Below are 16553 nucleotides of genomic sequence, written 5' to 3'. Positions count from 1 at the left end.
TCAGCCCTTCGCCGCGTCGAGGGCGGCCTGGACGGTCTCGAGGAGCTCGCCCCAGCTGGCCACGAACTTGTCGAGGCCCTCGGTCTCGAGCTGCTCCACGACCTCGTCGTAGGAGATGCCGAGCGCGTCGAGCCGGTTCAGGATCTCGTTCGACGCGTCGTAGGTGCCGGTGACGGTGTCGCCCTCGACGACCCCGTGGTCGGCCGTTGCCTCGAGGGTCTTCTCGGGCATCGTGTTGACGACGTCCGGTGCCACGAGGCCCGTGACGTAGAGGGTGTCCGGCAGGTTCGGGTCCTTGACGCCGGTCGACGCCCAGAGGGGGCGCTGCGCATTGGCGCCGGCGTTCTTCAGGACCTGCCAGCGCTCCGAGGAGAACTGCTCCTGGAAGATCTGGTAGGCGAGGCGGGCGTTGGCGAGCCCGGCCTTGCCCTTGAGCGCCGTGGCCTCCTCCGTGCCGATCGCGTCGAGGCGCTTGTCGATCTCGGCGTCCACGCGGGAGACGAAGAAGGACGCGACGGAGTGGATCTTCGAGAGGTCGTGTCCGTTCTCCTTGGCCTGCTCCACCCCGATCATGAAGGCGTTGATGACGGCGCGGTAGCGCTCGAGGGAGAAGATCAGGGTGACGTTGACGCTGATCCCGGCGGCGAGCGTCGCGGAGATCGCCTCGAGGCCCTCGACCGTCGCCGGGATCTTGATCAGGACATTCGTCCGCTGCACCTTCGCGTGCAGGCGCTTGGCCTCCGCGATCGTGCCCTGGGTGTCGCGGGACAGCCGAGGGTCCACCTCGATCGAGACGCGCCCGTCGGCGCCGTTGGTGCGCTCGGCCTCCGCCGCGAAGATGTCGCAGGCCTGGGCGACGTCGTGGGTGGTGATGTCGAAGACGGCCTGGTCGACGTCGGCGCCGGCCTCGGCGAGGGCGCCCACCTGGGAGGCGTAGGACTCGCCCTTGCTCAGGGCCGCCGCGAAGATGCTCGGGTTGGTGGTCACGCCGACGACGTCGAGGTCCTCGATGAGGTGCTTGAACGCGCCCGAGTTGATGCGCTCCCGGGAGAGGTCGTCGAGCCAGATGGAGACGCCGGCGGCGGAGAGATCAGCTGTGGGTGTAGTCATGATGTGTGCTCCTTGTCCGCTTCCGCGGAAGAGATGTGCTGGACGGTTGGAACGGATCGGGGGAGTTACTGCTGGTCGCCGGTTTCCGTGGCGCGGTGGCCCGACGGCAGGGCCGGGGTCCCGGCGGGTGCCAGGGGATCGGAGGCGACCGCCTCCAGGGAGTCCTGCGCCGCGGCGACGACGGCGTCCGCCGTGATGCCGAACTCGCGGTACAGGGTCTTGTAGTCGGCCGAGGCGCCGAAGTGCTCGAGGGACACGGTGCGGCCGGCGTCGCCGACGATCCCGTGCCAGCTCTGCGCGACGCCCGCCTCGACGGACACGCGGGCCCGGACGGCGCGGGGCAGGACGCTCTCGCGGTACGCGGCGTCCTGCGCGTTGAACCACTCCAGGCACGGCATCGAGACGACACGAGCCGCGATGCCCTGGGCCTCGAGGGCCGCGCGGGCCTCGACGGCGAGCTGCACCTCGGAACCGGTGCCGATGAGGATGACGTCGGGGGAGCCACCCTTCGCCTCGGCGAGCACGTAGCCGCCCTTCGCGACGCCCTCGGCGGAGCCGAACGTCCCGCCCTGGGCGGCGCCCTCGCCCCGCTCGTACGTGGGGATGTTCTGGCGCGTCAGGACGATACCGGCCGGGTTCTGGGTGTTCTCCAGGATGGTGCGCCAGGCGACGGCGACCTCGTTCGCGTCACCCGGGCGGACGACGTCGAGCCCGGGGATGGTGCGCAGCGAGGAGAGCTGCTCCACCGGCTGGTGCGTGGGGCCGTCCTCGCCCAGGCCGATGGAGTCGTGGGTCCAGACGTAGATCGCCGGGACGCCCATGAGGGCGCCGAGGCGCACGGCCGGCCGCTGGTAGTCGCTGAAGATGAGGAACGTGCCGGAGAAGGCGCGGGTGCTGCTGTGCATCACGATGCCGTTGACGATCGCCGCGGCGGCGTGCTCGCGGATGCCGAAGTGCAGCACGCGCCCGTACTGGTCGCCGGACCAGGACTTCGTCTGGCGGCCGGCCGGGATGAACGACGGCGATCCCTCGATCGTCGTGTTGTTCGACTCCGCCAGGTCGGCGCTGCCGCCCCACAGTTCGGGGAGGGCGGGGCCGATCGCGGTGAGGACCTTGCCCGACGCGGCGCGCGTGGACATGTCCTTGCCCGACTCGAACGTCGGCAGGCTCGCCTCCCAGCCCTCGGGCAGGGTGCGTGCCTGGATGCGTTCGAGCAGGGCCGCCTCGTCGGCGTGCGCGGCCTTCCAGGCGTCGAAGCCCTCCTGCCAGGCGCTGTGCGCCTCCGCGCCGCGCCGGACGACGCCGCGGGCGTGCTCGAGGACCTCCGGGTCGACGTCGAAGTGCTTCTCGGGGTCGAAGCCGAGGGCTTCCTTCAGCGCCGCGACCTCGTCCGTGCCGAGGGCCGAGCCGTGGATCTTGCCGGTGTTCTGCTTGTTCGGCGCCGGGTACCCGATGATGGTCCGCAGCGAGACGATGCTCGGGCGCGAGGTCTCGTTCTTCGCGGCGACGAGCGCGGAGTACAGCTCGGCGACGTCCTCGACGTACTCACCGGTCTTCGTCCAGTCCACGCGCTGCGTGTGCCAGCCGTAGGCCTCGTAGCGCTTCAGGACGTCCTCGGTGAAGGCGACGTCGGTGTCGTCCTCGATGGAGATGTGGTTCTCGTCGTAGATCACCACGAGGTTGCCGAGCTCCTGGTGGCCGGCGAGCGAGGACGCCTCGGCGGTCACGCCCTCCTGCATGTCGCCGTCGGAGGCGATGACCCAGATGGTGTGGTCGAAGGGGCTGGTGCCCGCGGGGGCGTCGGCGTCGAACATGCCGCGCTGGCGGCGCTGGCCGTAGGCGAAGCCGACGGACGTCGCGAGTCCCTGGCCGAGGGGGCCGGTGGTGATCTCCACACCCTTGGTGTGGCGGTACTCGGGGTGGCCCGGGGTCAGGGAACCCCAGGTGCGCAGGGCCTTCAGGTCGTCGAGTTCGAGGCCGTAGCCCGAGAGGAAGAGCTGGACGTAGAGGGTGAGCGAGGTGTGGCCCGGGGAGAGCACGAACCGGTCGCGTCCCGTCCACTCCGGGTCCGAGGGGTCGTGCCGCATGACCTTCTGGAACAGGAGGTAGGCCGCCGGCGCCAGGCTCATGGCCGTTCCCGGGTGTCCGTTGCCCACCTTCTCGACGGCGTCCGCCGCCAGGACGCGGGCCGTGTCGACCGCCTTGCGGTCGAGGTCGGTCCAGGTCAGTTCCTGCGTTTGCGTCTGTGGCACGTTTCCGGGCCCCTCTCTGTCCGGGACGGCCAGTGACGGGGGCGTGCTTCGGGCACGCCGTCGGGCCGGCCGTTCACCATTGAATCCTGCATATGTCGGACCCGTTGGGGACAGCACTGGGCCGGGACTGCTTATTCCGGGCGTGCTTCCGCAGCGGGCTTTCCGTCCCACACTATCCCGTCCGCCCTGCTGCCGGACGTGGGAGCGGAACATTGCGACACCGGCGCACGGCGCCGTCGTGGCGAGGGGGTTGCTGGACGGATCCCGCCGCCGATTTCTACAGGACGTAAAAGGGTATGATGGAGCTTGTCCTCCACTCCGGAAGAAACGAAAGTGTTGCCTTGTGAAGACCCAGCAGGCTCCTGCCACGGCACGTCCACCGCAGGCCCGTCAGGGTTTCGGTCGCAAAGCGAAGGCCTATTTCGCGCTCACCAAGCCGCGCGTCATCGAACTCCTCCTGGTGACCACCCTTCCCACGATGATCTTCGCGCAGGGGGGATTCCCGCCCGTCGGCCTGATCCTGGCGACCATGGTGGGTGGCGCCCTCGCCGCAGGAAGCGCGGGTGCGTTCAACTGCTACATCGACCGTGACATCGACAAGCTGATGCACCGCACCGAGAACCGGCCCCTGGTCACCGGCGAGGTCACGCCGCGGGAGGCGCTCGTCTTCTCCTGGATCCTCGGCGTCGTGGCGATCGCCGTGCTCTGGTTCGGGGCCAACCCGCTCGCCGGGGCGCTGGGCGTCGCGGCGATCTTCCTGTACGTCGTGGTCTACACGCTCGTCCTCAAGCGCCGCACCTCGCAGAACATCGTCTGGGGCGGCGCGGCCGGCTGCATGCCCGTCCTCATCGCCTGGGCCGCGGTCACGAACGCCGTCGAGTGGCCCGCCGTCGTCCTGTTCCTCATCATCTTCCTGTGGACGCCCCCGCACTACTGGCCGCTCTCCATGAAGTACAGCGACGACTACAACGCCGCCAACGTCCCGATGCTCGGCGCGATCGCCGGAGCCCGTGCGGTCTCCGTCCAGGTGGTCCTCTACGCGTGGGCCATGGTGGCCTGCTCGCTCCTGCTCATCCCCGCCGGCGCGGGCTGGGTCTACGCGATCGCCGCGGTCGCCGGCGGCGCCTGGTTCATCCGCGAGTCCCACCGGCTGCACTCGCTCGCCCACCGCGGCGAGCTGCACCCGAAGGCCGCGATGAAGGTCTTCCACGGCTCGATCAGCTACCTCACGGTCCTCTTCCTCGCCCTGGCCGTCGACCCCTTCGTCGGATCGGCGATCCTGGCCTGATCCCGCGGTGCGGGATGAGCATGCCGGCCCTAGGCTTGCACCCATGGACTTCACCGGCCTGATCGCCTACCCCCTCACCCCGTTCCTGCCGGACGGCGCCGTCGCGACCGCGGACCTCCGAGGCCTCGCGGAGGGCCTCGCCTCCTCGGCGGTCGACGCCGTGGCCGTCCTCGGTTCCTCCGGGAGCTTCGCCTACCTCGACCGCGCCGAACGGGCCCGGGTGGCGCGCACCGTCATCGACGCCGTCGACGGCCGGCTCCCGGTGGCCGTCGGCATCAGCTCGGTGGGCACGCGCGAGGTGCTCGAGGCCGCCACGGACGCTCAGGAGGCGGGAGCGGCCGGCCTCGTGCTCTCACCCGTCTCCTACGTGCCCCTCACCGACGACGAGGTCCTGGCGCAGGTCCGGGCCGTGGACGAGGCGACGGACCTGCCGATCTGCCTGTACAACAACCCCGGCACCACGCAGTTCGACTACTCGCTGCAGGTGGTGGCCGAATTGTCGTCGCTGCCGGACGTCGTGGCGTTCAAGGACACTGCCGCGGACGCCGTCACGTTCAACGCCCGGCACGCCGAGCTGGCCCGGCTGGTGTCCGCGCCCTTCAGCCACGGTGTGAGCGGCGACCGCCTGATGATGACCGGAGAAGTGGCCGCCGACGCCTGGCACAGCGGGCCGGCGGCGCTCCTGCCCGCCTATTACGCGCGGCTCCGGGCGGCCGTCGTCGCCGGGGACCGCACGGAGGCGGAGCGGGTCCGGCGCGTCCTTGCGCCCCTCGTGGACCACGTCGCCGGGTTGCGCAGCATCAGCGGCCTGCACCTGCTGGCCCGCGCCTGCGGCGTCTCCGCCGGGGATCCCCGCCCGCCCCTGCTGCCCAGCCCTGGCTCCGAGCTCCGTGAGCTCGGGCGGCTGCTCGACGTCCTCGAGGCGGCGTTCGACGACGCCTGACCGCGGGTGCCGGCCCGTCTCCTAGGAGACGGTCTGCGGCACCCGGGTGGCGGCCGGCGTGCCCGGCAGGGTCTTTCGCGTGGTCCCGGTGTAGTGGGCGTGGACGGCGGCGGCCATGAGCAGGGACGCCCCGAGCATGTGCAGCGCCACGAGCGCGATGGGCAGGTGCAGGAAGTGCTGCACGTACCCGACGGCGCCCTGCACCAGCACGATCACCGCGAGCAGCACCAGCGCCTTGCGCAGTTTCGCGTGGACGCCGGCGCGGTAGGCGACGACGACGGCGAGGGCCACCGTGGCGACCAGCAGGTACACCGGGAGGGCGTGCAGGCGCGTCATCAGGTCGGAGTCGAGCCCGTTGCGGGCGGCACCGTGGTCGCCGGCGTGCGGGCCGGACCCGGTCACGACGACGCCGAGGAGGATCGTGATCGACGTGAGCACGGTGGAGGTCACCAGCAGTTGGCGGAGCAGCGGCGGTGCGGCGGGCGCACGCCCGGTCCGGTACTGCTCCATCTCGAGGCGTGCGCGGTTGACGAGCACCGTCGCGACGGCGACGAGGATCATCGACACCACGAAGTGGAGGCCCACGATCCAGGGGTTCAGTCCCGTCCACACCGTGATGCCCCCGATGACGGCCTGCGCGGGGATGCCGAGGAAGAGGCCGATCGACAGGCGGAACAGGTCCTTGCGCTCCCGGCGCATGCCGAGCACGGAGACGATCATGGCGACGGCGATGATCACGAGGACGAAGGTCAGGAGCCTGTTGCCGAACTCGATCACCCCGTGGAAGCCCATCTCCGGCGTGGTGACGATGGAGTCGGCGGTGCAGCGCGGCCACTCCGGGCACCCGAGCCCCGACGCGGTGAGGCGCACGGCGCCGCCGGTCACGACGATCGCGATCTGGGAGACGAGGGAGGCGACGGCCAGCCGCCGCACCACGGGCGTGGTGGTGCGGGGGAGGGCGCCGGCGAGGCGGGAGAGCGCGGGAAGAGTCATGCTGTCAGCTCCATTTGAACCAGCGGATGGCCGCGAGGCTAGCGAGGGCGGCCCAGGCGAGGAGGACCAGGCACGCGATGGGGTCGAACACGCCGTCCACGAGGGCGGCCCGGAGGCCGTCGCCCAGGGCGGCGGAGGGAAGCACCGAGACGAACGGCTCGGCGGCGGCGGGCAGGCTCGCCGCCGGGATGATCACGCCGCCCGCGGCTGCGAGCAGGATCCACACGAGGTTGGTGACCGCGAGCGTCGCCTCGGGCCGGAGGGTCCCGGCCACGAGGAGGCCGAGCGCGGTGAAGGCCGCCGATCCGAGGAGCAGCAGCAGGGCCGCCGGCAGGATGCCGGCCGGTTCCGGCGTCCACCCCATCAGCACGGCGGCCCCGCCGATCACGACGAGCTGGACGGCGAGCACCACGGCGACGGCGACGGCCTTCCCGAGGATCAGCCCGGAGCGGCCGAGCGGCGTCGTCGACAGGAACCGCAGCACCCCGTACCGGCGGTCGAACCCCGTCGCGATGCCCTGGCCCGTGAAGGCCGTGGACATGGTGCAGAGGGCCAGGACGCCGGGCGCCGCGACGTCGATGCGGTCCGGTCCGTAGGCGTCCAGCACGGGCGTGAGGACCAGCGCCGTGAGTGCCAGGAGCGGCAGCACGATCGCGAGGACGAGCTGCTCCCCGTTGCGCAGCATGCCCAGGGCCTCGTACGCGCCGTGGCGCAGCACCCGGGCGGGTAGCGGTGCTGCGGTCCCGCCGCCGGCCTGGCGGACCGGGCTCCCGCCGGGAGCCGGGGTGGAGAGGGTCATCGGATGCTCCGTCCGGAGATGTCGAGGAAGACGTCCTCGAGCGAGCGGGGGGCAAGGGAGATGGACGTCGGCATCACGCCGCACGCGTCCCACCACCGGGCCAGCCGGGCGACGTCGTCGGCCGTGAGCGGCCCGCGGAGGACGTACTGTCCCGGCTCGGTCTCCCGCTGGAGCAGGTGGGGGAGGAGATCGGACGGGAACGACAGGCCCGGCACGGTCTCGAAGCGCAGTTCCCGCGTGCCGTCGGCCTCGGTGTCCGCCGTGAGCTCGGCGACCGTGCCCTCGGCGACGGTACGGCCGCCCTCGACGATGAAGACGTAGTCGGCCAGCCGCTGCGCGTCGTCGAGCAGATGGGTGGTGAGGATGACGGCCAGGCCGTCGGCGCGGAGCTCCCGGATGATGTCGAACACGATGGTGCGGGACTGCGGGTCGAGGCCGGCGCTCGGCTCGTCGAGGAACACCACCTCGGGGCGTCCCACGAGGGCGCAGGCGAGGGCCAGGCGCTGCTTCTGCCCGCCGGAGAGCCGGCGGATGGACACGGCGCCGAACGCGTCGAGGCCCAGGCGCCCGGCGAGGGCGTCCACGGGCAGGGGGTCGGCGTACATGGAGGCGACGTGGCGCAGGAGGGCCAGCGGGCGCACCGACGGCGGCAGCCCGCCGTCCTGCAGCATCACGCCGACGCGCGCCCGCAGCTGCGGCGTGGCCCGCCACGGATCCTCGCCGAGCAGGCGGACCCGCCCGCCGTCGGCGCGCTGCAGGCCCTGCGCGCATTCGAGGGTCGTCGTCTTGCCGGCACCGTTCGCGCCCAGCAGGACGGTGACGGCGCCGCGCTCGGCGCGGAGGCTGACGCCGTCGAGCACGCGGACCATCCGGCCGTCGAGGGCGCCGACGGGCCCGAAGTCCTTGACGAGACCGTCGATCTCGAGGGCGGGGGAAGATGTCGGCACCCGCTTATTCTACGGCAGGTAGTAGGCCCTCCGACGGGGCCCGATGGATAGCCTCGCCTAAGTGGTGGGACGGAATACATTAGGTCATGCTTGTGTTGTGTATTTTGTCGCCGACGGAGGGAATGGACCGTGACCGCATCACCCCGTGCCACCACCCCGGCGGCCGTGCTCCGTGACGCCCCGACGTCCACGCCCACCGCGCAGATCGTCTCCCCGGATCCCGACGAACGCACGCGCGACCGCGTGCTCTCGGCCGTCCTGGAACGAGGACCGGTCAGTGCCGCCGAACTCGGCGACCGCCTCGGGTTCACGCCCGCCGCCATGCGGCGCCACCTCGACGCCCTCTCCTCCGACGGCCTCATCGAGGTCAAGCGCGTGCGCAGCGCGGCCACCGGTGCGGGGCGTCCTGCCCGGCGCTACGTGCTCAGCCGGCGCGGCCAGTCCACGATGGGCAACGACTACCTCGACATCGCCGTCGCGGCCCTCGCGCAGCTCGGCGAGGCCGCGGGCCCGGAGGCCATCGAGGAGTTCGCCCGCACGCGGTTCTCCGGCATGGAGGAGCGCTACCGGCCGATCGTCGAGGCCGCGGGCCCCGACCTCGCCGACCGTGCCCAGGCCCTCGCCGGTGCCCTCACCACCGACGGCTTCGTCGGGTCCACCAGGACGGTGGGCCCCCCGCAGGGCAGCGGTCCACGGACCGCCCCGGCGCCGACCCGCCCGGTGATGCTCAGCGTGCAGCTGTGCCAGGGGCACTGCCCCATCCAGGGACTGGCCTCGGCCTTCCCGGCGTTCTGCGACCAGGAGACCGCCGTCTTCGCCCGCCTGCTCGGCGTCGACGTGCGCAGGCTCTCCACCCTGGCCCGCGGCGGGCACGTCTGCACCACCCACATTCCCCTGGGACGGACGACGGCGGCTCCGGCCGCGGCGGTCGGCCCGGACGCCCCCGGACCCGCGCAGGCGGATCCGGACGCCGTTCCGCGCAGCATCCCAGCAACGTTATCCATCCATCAGCAAGGAAGGCCATGATGACGGATCAAGTAGACCGCACGCCCGCTGCAACGGCAGTGCCGGAGTCGGTGATCAGCGACATCCTCGAGAAGAACCCCGAGCTCGAAGGCATCGGGACCTATCAGTACGGATGGGCGGACAAGAACGAGGCGAGCGACAACGCACGCCGCGGCCTCAGCGAGGAAGTCGTCCGCGACATCTCCGCGAAGAAGAACGAGCCCCAGTGGATGCTCGACCTTCGCCTCAAGGGCCTCAAGTACTTCGACCGCAAGCCCATGCCCGCCTGGGGCGCGGACCTCTCCGGCATCGACTTCGACAACATCAAGTACTTCGTGCGCTCCACCGAGAAGCAGGCGAACACGTGGGAGGACCTCCCCGAGGACATCCGCAACACGTACGAGAAGCTCGGCATCCCCGAAGCGGAGCGCGCCCGCCTGGTCTCCGGCGTCGCCGCCCAGTACGAGTCCGAGGTGGTCTACCACCAGCTGCGCGAGGACCTGGAACGCCAGGGCGTCCTCTTCCTCGACACGGACACCGCGCTGCGCGAGCACCCCGAGATCTTCAAGGAGTACTTCGGCACGATCATCCCCGTGGGCGACAACAAGTTCGCGTCGCTGAACACGGCCGTATGGTCGGGCGGCTCGTTCGTCTACGTCCCCAAGGGCGTGCACGTCGAGATCCCCCTGCAGGCGTACTTCCGCATCAACACGGAGAACATGGGCCAGTTCGAGCGGACGCTGATCATCGCGGACGAGGACTCCTACGTCCACTACATCGAGGGCTGCACCGCCCCGATCTACACCTCCGACTCCCTGCACTCGGCCGTCGTCGAGATCGTGGTCAAGAAGGGCGCCCGCGTCCGCTACACCACCATCCAGAACTGGTCGAACAACGTGTACAACCTGGTGACCAAGCGCGCCATCGCCCACGAGGGCGCCACCATGGAGTGGATCGACGGCAACATCGGCTCCAAGGTCACCATGAAGTACCCGGCCGTCTACCTCGTCGGCGAGCACGCCAAGGGCGAGACGCTCTCCATCGCCTTCGCCGGCGAGGGACAGCACCAGGACACCGGCTCGAAGATGGTGCACATCGCGCCGAACACGAAGTCCTCGATCATCTCGAAGTCCGTGGCGCGCGGCGGCGGACGTGCCGCGTACCGCGGGCTCGTCCAGGTGCGGGACGGTGCGACCCACTCGGCCAACACGGTCCGCTGTGACGCGCTGCTCGTGGACACCATCTCGCGCTCGGACACGTACCCGTACGTGGACATCCGCGAGGACGACGTCACCATGGGCCACGAGGCCACCGTGTCGCGTGTCAGCGAGGAGCAGCTGTTCTACCTCATGTCCCGCGGGCTCCCCGAGGACGAGGCCATGGCCATGATCGTGCGCGGCTTCATCGAGCCGATCGCCCGGGAACTGCCCATGGAGTACGCGCTCGAGCTGAACCGGCTGATCGAACTGCAGATGGAAGGGGCCGTGGGCTAGCAATGGCTGACACCACCCAGATTTCACCCGACACCACGTCCGAGGGGGAGCGGACCGACCTCGGACGTGCCGCCGACAAGGCACGCATAGGTGCTCCCTCCGACACGGTGGACACCCGCGCCGTCATCGACGGCTTCACCGAGGAGGGCGAGAGCCTGCCCGGGGGCGACGACGGGGTCGAGCAGCTCGGCTTCAAGAAGCACAGCCACGGCAACGCGCCCGTCGTCCCGGAGGCCTCGCGCGGCGAGCGCCGACGGTCCTTCGACCTCGCGGACTTCCCGACGCTGACCGGACTCGAGGAGGACTGGCGGTTCACCCCGCTGAAGCGCCTCCGCGGCCTGCACACCGACCCCCTCACGGGTGCGGCCCCGGCCGTCTCCGTCACGGGCGCCGGCAACGTCACCGTCGAGACCGTCGATCGCAGCGACGCCCGGCTCGGCGCCTCCGCCACCCCGGAGGACCGCGTCGCGGCCGCCGCCTGGAACGCCTTCACGGAGGCCACGGTCATCACCGTCCCCCGGGAGACAGTGGCCGACGGCGAGGTGATGGTCGCCGTCACGGGTACCTCGCCCGCCGCCGCCGCGCAGCACATCCTCATCCACGCCGAGGCCTTCTCGAAGGCCGTCGTGGTCCTGGACCACACCGGCTCGGTCACGCTCGCCCAGAACGTCGAGATCGTGGTGGGCGACGGCGCGGAACTCACCGTCGTCAGCGTCCAGGAATGGGACGACGACGCCGTGCACGTGTCCTCGCAGCAGGCGAAGGTGGGACGCGACGCCCGCTACAAGCACGTCGTCGTCAGCCTCGGCGGCGACCTCGTGCGCCTCACGCCGTCGTCGATCTTCACCGCCACCGGCGCCGAGGTCGAGATGTACGGGCTGTACTTCGCCGACGCCGGCCAGCACCTCGAGCAGCGGCTCCTGGTGGACCACGCCGTCCCCAACTGCAAGTCCCGCGTGACCTACAAGGGCGCCCTGCAGGGCCAGGATGCGCACACCGTGTGGGTCGGGGACGTCCTCATCCGCAAGGCGGCCGAGGGGACGGACACCTACGAGACCAACCGCAACCTGATCCTCACGGACGGCGCGCGCTCGGACTCGGTCCCCAACCTCGAGATCGAGACGGGCCTCATCGAGGGTGCCGGCCACGCCAGCGCCACCGGCCGGTTCGACGACGAGCACCTGTTCTACCTGATGGCACGCGGCATCCCCGAGAAGGCGGCCCGCCGCCTCGTGGTGCGCGGCTTCCTCACCGAGGTCATCCAGCAGATCAAGGTCCCCGCGCTCGAGGAGCGGCTCTCGGAGTCGGTCGAGCGCGAGCTCGCGGCAGGCAACCTCTGATGTCCGAGGCGCCCCGCGGTGAGCTGATCTGCAGTGTCGACGACATCCAGGTCAAGCAGGCGCTGCGCGTCCTCATCGACGACTACCCCGTCGTCGTCGTCCGCGACTCCGAGGGCGAGATCCACGCGCTCGGCGACACCTGCTCGCACGCGGACATCTCGCTGTCCGAGGGCGACGTCGAGGGCTGCGCCATCGAGTGCTGGGGCCACGGTTCGCAGTTCGACCTGCGCAGCGGCGCCCCGCTGCAGCTGCCCGCGTACGAGCCGGTCCCGGTGTTCGCCCTGGCGATCCACGACGGCAACGTCTACGTCGACGTCACGACGGTCACCAACGGGGCGGCCGCACCGCAGCTCGGCTGACGGCCCACCCCACCCACCTACTTGCTGAACACCTCCTGCACAGCCAGGCGAAGGAGAAAGAACACGATGTCCACACTTGAAATCAAGGACCTGCACGTCAGCATCGACACCGAGCAGGGCAACATCCCCATCCTCAACGGGGTCACGCTGACCATCAACACCGGCGAGACCCACGCCATCATGGGCCCCAACGGGTCCGGGAAGTCGACCCTCGCGTCGACCATCGCCGGCCACCCCCGGTACAAGGTCGACAGTGGCACGATCACCCTCGACGGCGAGGACGTCCTGTCCATGAGCGTCGACGAGCGGGCCCGCGCCGGGCTGTTCCTCGCCATGCAGTACCCGGTCGAGGTGCCCGGCGTCACCATGACGAACTTCCTGCGCACGGCCAAGACGGCCCTCGACGGCGAAGCCCCGAGCCTGCGCCACTGGACCAAGGACGTCAAGACCGCCATGGCGCAGCTGCGCATCGACGCGGACTTCGCCCAGCGCAACGTCAACGAGGGCTTCTCCGGCGGCGAGAAGAAGCGCGTGGAGATCCTCCAGCTCGAACTCTTCCGCCCCAAGTTCGCGATCCTCGACGAGACCGACTCCGGCCTCGACGTCGACGCCCTGAAGGTGGTCTCCGAGGGCGTCAACCGCGAGCACGGCAAGGGGGAGATGGGTACGCTGCTCATCACCCACTACACGCGGATCCTGCGCTACATCAAGCCCGACTTCGTGCACGTCTTCGTCGCCGGCCGGATCGCCGAACAGGGCGGACCGGAACTCGCGGACCGCCTCGAGGACGAGGGCTACGATCGTTTCACGGCCGAGGCCGCAGTCGAGGCCTAGGACCCACCCGGCGCGTCCTGCGCGCCGATCGCAGAACACCAGCCCGAGAGGAAGAATTCGATGAGTGACGTGCAGCAGGCGCAGACCGCGCTGGATGACATCGAGGAGGCGCTGCGGGACGTGATCGACCCGGAGCTCGGCGTGAACATCGTCGACCTCGGCCTCCTGTACGGCCTGAAGTACGCGGAGGACGGCGCCCTCCTGATCGACATGACCCTCACCACCGCGGCGTGCCCGCTGACCGACGTGCTCGAGGAGCAGGTGGGCCAGGCGCTCGACGGCGTCGTGGACGAGTGGCGCCTGAACTGGGTGTGGATGCCGCCCTGGGGTCCCGAGAAGATCACCGAGGACGGCCGCGACCAGATGCGGGCCCTCGGCTTCAACATCTGAGCGTCCGACGGCAGGACGGAAGGGCGGTTCCAGCAGCGGCTGGGACCGCCCTTCCGCCGTCGATCGGGGGTCCTTCGGCCCTGATCGGCGTGTCCCGGGGGCCCTAGCGTTGGTCGCGAACCAACGACCAGGGGGACACAGGATGGCCGCGGTAGAGGTCCACGAGCTCCGCAAGTCCTACGGCGACCTCGTCGTGGTGAACGGCGTGTCCTTCACCGTGGAGGCCGGGGAGGTGTTCGCCCTCCTCGGGCCGAACGGTGCCGGGAAGACGACCACCGTCGAGATCCTGGAAGGGCATCGGCGGGCGGACAGCGGCACGGTGTCGGTGCTCGGGTTCGATCCGGCGACGCACGCCCGGGCGTTCCTCGAGCGGATCGGGATCGTGCTGCAGGACGCCGGGTTCGAGGAGGACTTCACCGTCCTGGAGCTCGTGAACCTGCAGCGCGGCCTCTACCCGCGCCGCGTGCCGGCGGACGCCCTGATCGAGACGGTCGGGCTCACCGGCAAGCGGAAGGCGCGCGTGAGGACCCTCTCCGGGGGCCAGCGCCGCCGGCTCGACCTCGCGCTCGGGCTGGTGGGGGACCCCGAGATGCTCTTCCTCGACGAACCCACGACCGGATTCGACCCCTCCGCCCGGCACCGGGCGTGGGGCCTGGTGGAAGGCCTGCGGGACACGGGGAAGACCGTGCTCCTGACGACGCACTACCTCGACGAGGCGGAGCACCTCGCCGATCGCGTGGCCGTGATGGTCGAGGGCCGCATCGTGGCGGTCGGGACCCCGGCGGAGCTGACCGCCGGGCAGCGCAGCGTCGTCATCTCGTTCCGCCTGCCGCGCGGGACCCCCGCGGCCGAGCTTCCCGAGCTGGGCAGCATGCCCGTCGCCGACGGAGCGGGCTGGACGCTGTCCACGGCGGAGCCCGCCGCGGTGCTGCACGCCCTCTCCGGCTGGGCGCTCGACCGCCGGATCGAGATCCCTGCCCTGGAGGTCCGCCGTCCCTCGCTCGAGGACGCCTACCTGGCGCTCGTCGGCTCGGCAGCCGTCGAGCGGGAGGACACCGCGGTCCGCCCGGGGAGGGCATGATGGGCGTCGGCGGCGCCCTACGAGGCAGCGCCGTCCGGGTCAGCGCCGCGTCCATGGCCCGCGACCAGCTGGTGCACGCCGTCCTCGCGCTCTGGCGGACGCAGGTGGTGCTGGTCTTCACCTTCGTGATGCCGTTGCTCTGGCTCCTCCTGCTCGGCCTGCTTGCCGGCAACGACGCCGTGGGCCCCGACGGCGTCCGGGTCATGCAGTTCGCCACACCGACCGCGATCGCGATGGGCACCTTCTTCGCCACCCTGCCGCCGGTGGCGATCTCGGTGGCGGAGGCGAGGGAGACCGGGGTCCTGAAGCGGCTCCACGGCACCCCTCTTCCCGCCTGGGGCTACCTCGTCGGGCGGATCGGTGCGGCCCTGCTGTTCGCCCTCGGCGCCCTCCTGGTGACGGTCCTGCTCAGCGTCCTGCTCTACGAGGTCCGCCTGCGCACGGAGACGCTCCTCGCCATGGCGGTCACGCTGGTCCTCGGAACCACGGCGTTCTCGGCCGTCGGCCTCGCGATCGGGTCACTGAGCCGTACGGCGTCCATCGCGGAGGCCGCCTCGATCGGTTCGGCCGTGGTGCTCTCCTTCATCTCGGGGCTCTTCTTCGTCGGAGCGACCCTGCCGGCCTGGCTCGACACCGTCGCGTCCGTGTTCCCGCTGAAGCCCTACGCCGACGCCCTGCGGGACCAGTTCAACCCCTACCTCCCCGGTCGCGGGTGGGACCCGGCAGGGCTCGCGGTCATCGCGGTGTGGCTGGTCGCCGGCACGGTGATCGGCCTCGGCGCGCTCCGCTGGGAGCGCTACCGGTCCCGCTCCGCCGGACCCGTGCAGCGGCAGCCGGTCAGGCCGACCCCGCCCGGGTCGTCCGCGCCTCCGTCGTCCTTGGAGGCGCGGAGGACGACGGACGGGCAGGCGACCAGGGGGCGTCCGCGGGTCCGCCGGCCCTCCGCCCTCGCGGTTCTCGCCGGCCAGTCCCGGGCGGCCCTCCGTGGTGCTGCCCGCCGGCCCGGGGACGTGTTCTTCTCGGTCGTCATGCCGGTGGGCCTCTTCTCACTCCTGGTCACCGTCCAGCCGGGCGACACCCTGACCGACGGTCGGCCCGCGGCCCTGGTCGTCGGCGCCAGCATGGTCACCTGGGGTGCGGGGGTGGCCCTGTTCATGAACCTCCCGGAGGGTGTCGCCCGGGCGCGCGACACCGGCCTGCTCAAACGCATGCGGGGGACGCCCTTGCCTCTTCCGGGATACCTCGCCGGACGGACCGTCGCGGGCTTCGTGCTCACCCTCGTCATCCTTACCGCCATCCTCCTGCTCGGCGCCGCCGCGTACGGCCTGCGCATCGGTCCGGCCGGGCTGCTGCTCGGGTTGGTGGTCCTCCTCGTCGGGGCACTCAGCCTGGCGGCCTGCGGGTTGCTGCTGACCACGCTGGTGCCCAGTGCGCGGGCCGTCGGCACCGTAGGGCTGGCGGTGCTGTTCCTCCTCTCCTTCTTCTCGGACGTGTTCCTGATCGACGGCCCGGACTGGATGGCCACCGTCGGCTCGCTGTTCCCCCTCAAGCACCTGCAGAACGGGCTGGCCGCGGCATGGGAGGGCGCGGCGGCACCGGTACCGTGGCTGGACCTCCTCGTGCTGGCCGTCTGGGCCACGGCCGCCGGGGCCCTGGCAATCCGGCGGTTCCGCTGGCAGCCGGCTACGCCATGAGGACGTCGGGCACGCGGACACGGTA

15 protein-coding genes are annotated in these 16553 nt (G+C 71.0%); 10 read left to right on the top strand and 5 right to left on the bottom strand.

Going from position 1 to position 16553, the window contains the following annotated elements:
• Complete coding sequence (tal, locus tag C4K88_RS04940) at nucleotides 1-1110, bottom strand: transaldolase (protein ID WP_174705210.1); 1110 nt, start codon at nucleotides 1108-1110, stop codon at nucleotides 1-3.
• Between the two features lie 65 nt (nucleotides 1111-1175).
• The gene (tkt, locus tag C4K88_RS04935) at nucleotides 1176-3362 is read right to left on the bottom strand and encodes a transketolase (protein ID WP_104120521.1); all 2187 of its coding nucleotides are present in this window, start codon (nucleotides 3360-3362) and stop codon (nucleotides 1176-1178) included.
• A 343-nt stretch (nucleotides 3363-3705) separates the two neighbouring features.
• Between tkt and C4K88_RS04930 the strand changes: the two genes are divergently transcribed.
• Together C4K88_RS04930 and C4K88_RS04925 are read left to right on the top strand one after the other, a co-directional pair.
• Nucleotides 3706-4650: a heme o synthase gene (locus C4K88_RS04930; RefSeq protein ID WP_104120520.1), complete on the top strand. Its 945-nt coding sequence runs from the start codon at nucleotides 3706-3708 to the stop codon at nucleotides 4648-4650.
• 43 nt (nucleotides 4651-4693) lie between these two features.
• Entirely contained in the window at nucleotides 4694-5593 is a 900-nt protein-coding gene (locus tag C4K88_RS04925; protein ID WP_104120519.1) for a dihydrodipicolinate synthase family protein, read from the top strand.
• Between the two features lie 21 nt (nucleotides 5594-5614).
• On the opposite strand, the gene C4K88_RS04920 is transcribed toward C4K88_RS04925, so the two are convergent.
• The 3 genes from C4K88_RS04920 to C4K88_RS04910 are packed head-to-tail and all read right to left on the bottom strand — an operon-like array spanning nucleotide 5615 to nucleotide 8332.
• Nucleotides 5615-6586, bottom strand: a complete 972-nt coding sequence (locus C4K88_RS04920) for a COX15/CtaA family protein (protein WP_104120518.1) — start codon at nucleotides 6584-6586, stop codon at nucleotides 5615-5617.
• Nucleotides 6587-6590: 4 nt separating this feature from the next.
• Nucleotides 6591-7385 (bottom strand): ABC transporter permease, encoded by a 795-nt coding sequence (locus tag C4K88_RS04915; protein WP_104120517.1) that lies wholly within the window; start codon nucleotides 7383-7385, stop codon nucleotides 6591-6593.
• Nucleotides 7382-8332 (bottom strand): ABC transporter ATP-binding protein, encoded by a 951-nt coding sequence (locus C4K88_RS04910; protein WP_241521711.1) that lies wholly within the window; start codon nucleotides 8330-8332, stop codon nucleotides 7382-7384. The genes C4K88_RS04915 and C4K88_RS04910 overlap by 4 nt, the downstream gene beginning before the upstream one ends.
• Before the next feature lie 165 nt (nucleotides 8333-8497).
• Here C4K88_RS04910 and C4K88_RS04905 point away from each other — a divergent pair, with 165 nt between their 5' ends.
• The 8 genes from C4K88_RS04905 (at nucleotide 8498) to C4K88_RS04870 (ending at nucleotide 16528) form a co-directional block, all read left to right on the top strand.
• Entirely contained in the window at nucleotides 8498-9358 is an 861-nt protein-coding gene (locus C4K88_RS04905; RefSeq protein WP_104120799.1) for a helix-turn-helix transcriptional regulator, read from the top strand.
• A complete protein-coding gene (gene sufB, locus C4K88_RS04900) occupies nucleotides 9358-10830 on the top strand; it encodes a Fe-S cluster assembly protein SufB (protein ID WP_104120516.1) in 1473 nt (490 codons plus the stop codon). The genes C4K88_RS04905 and sufB overlap by 1 nt, the downstream gene beginning before the upstream one ends.
• Nucleotides 10831-10832: 2 nt before the next feature.
• Complete coding sequence (gene sufD, locus C4K88_RS04895; RefSeq protein WP_104120515.1) at nucleotides 10833-12170, top strand: Fe-S cluster assembly protein SufD; 1338 nt, start codon at nucleotides 10833-10835, stop codon at nucleotides 12168-12170.
• Entirely contained in the window at nucleotides 12170-12529 is a 360-nt protein-coding gene (locus C4K88_RS04890) for a non-heme iron oxygenase ferredoxin subunit (RefSeq protein WP_104120514.1), read from the top strand. Before sufD ends, C4K88_RS04890 begins: the two co-directional genes overlap by 1 nt.
• Nucleotides 12530-12595: 66 nt before the next feature.
• Entirely contained in the window at nucleotides 12596-13363 is a 768-nt protein-coding gene (gene sufC, locus C4K88_RS04885; RefSeq protein ID WP_104120513.1) for a Fe-S cluster assembly ATPase SufC, read from the top strand.
• A 60-nt stretch (nucleotides 13364-13423) separates the two neighbouring features.
• Nucleotides 13424-13753: a metal-sulfur cluster assembly factor gene (locus C4K88_RS04880; RefSeq protein ID WP_104120512.1), complete on the top strand. Its 330-nt coding sequence runs from the start codon at nucleotides 13424-13426 to the stop codon at nucleotides 13751-13753.
• A 142-nt stretch (nucleotides 13754-13895) separates the two neighbouring features.
• Nucleotides 13896-14834: an ABC transporter ATP-binding protein gene (locus C4K88_RS04875; RefSeq protein WP_104120511.1), complete on the top strand. Its 939-nt coding sequence runs from the start codon at nucleotides 13896-13898 to the stop codon at nucleotides 14832-14834.
• Nucleotides 14831-16528 (top strand): ABC transporter permease, encoded by a 1698-nt coding sequence (locus tag C4K88_RS04870; protein ID WP_104120510.1) that lies wholly within the window; start codon nucleotides 14831-14833, stop codon nucleotides 16526-16528. The genes C4K88_RS04875 and C4K88_RS04870 overlap by 4 nt, the downstream gene beginning before the upstream one ends.
• Nucleotides 16529-16553: the final 25 nt, after the last annotated feature.

Source organism: Arthrobacter pityocampae, assembly GCF_002927275.1.
Taxonomy (GTDB): Bacteria; Actinomycetota; Actinomycetes; order Actinomycetales; family Micrococcaceae; genus Arthrobacter_D; species Arthrobacter_D pityocampae.
The sequence above is the reverse complement of the archived record's forward strand: the minus strand, read 5'-3'. Positions and strand labels throughout refer to the sequence as shown.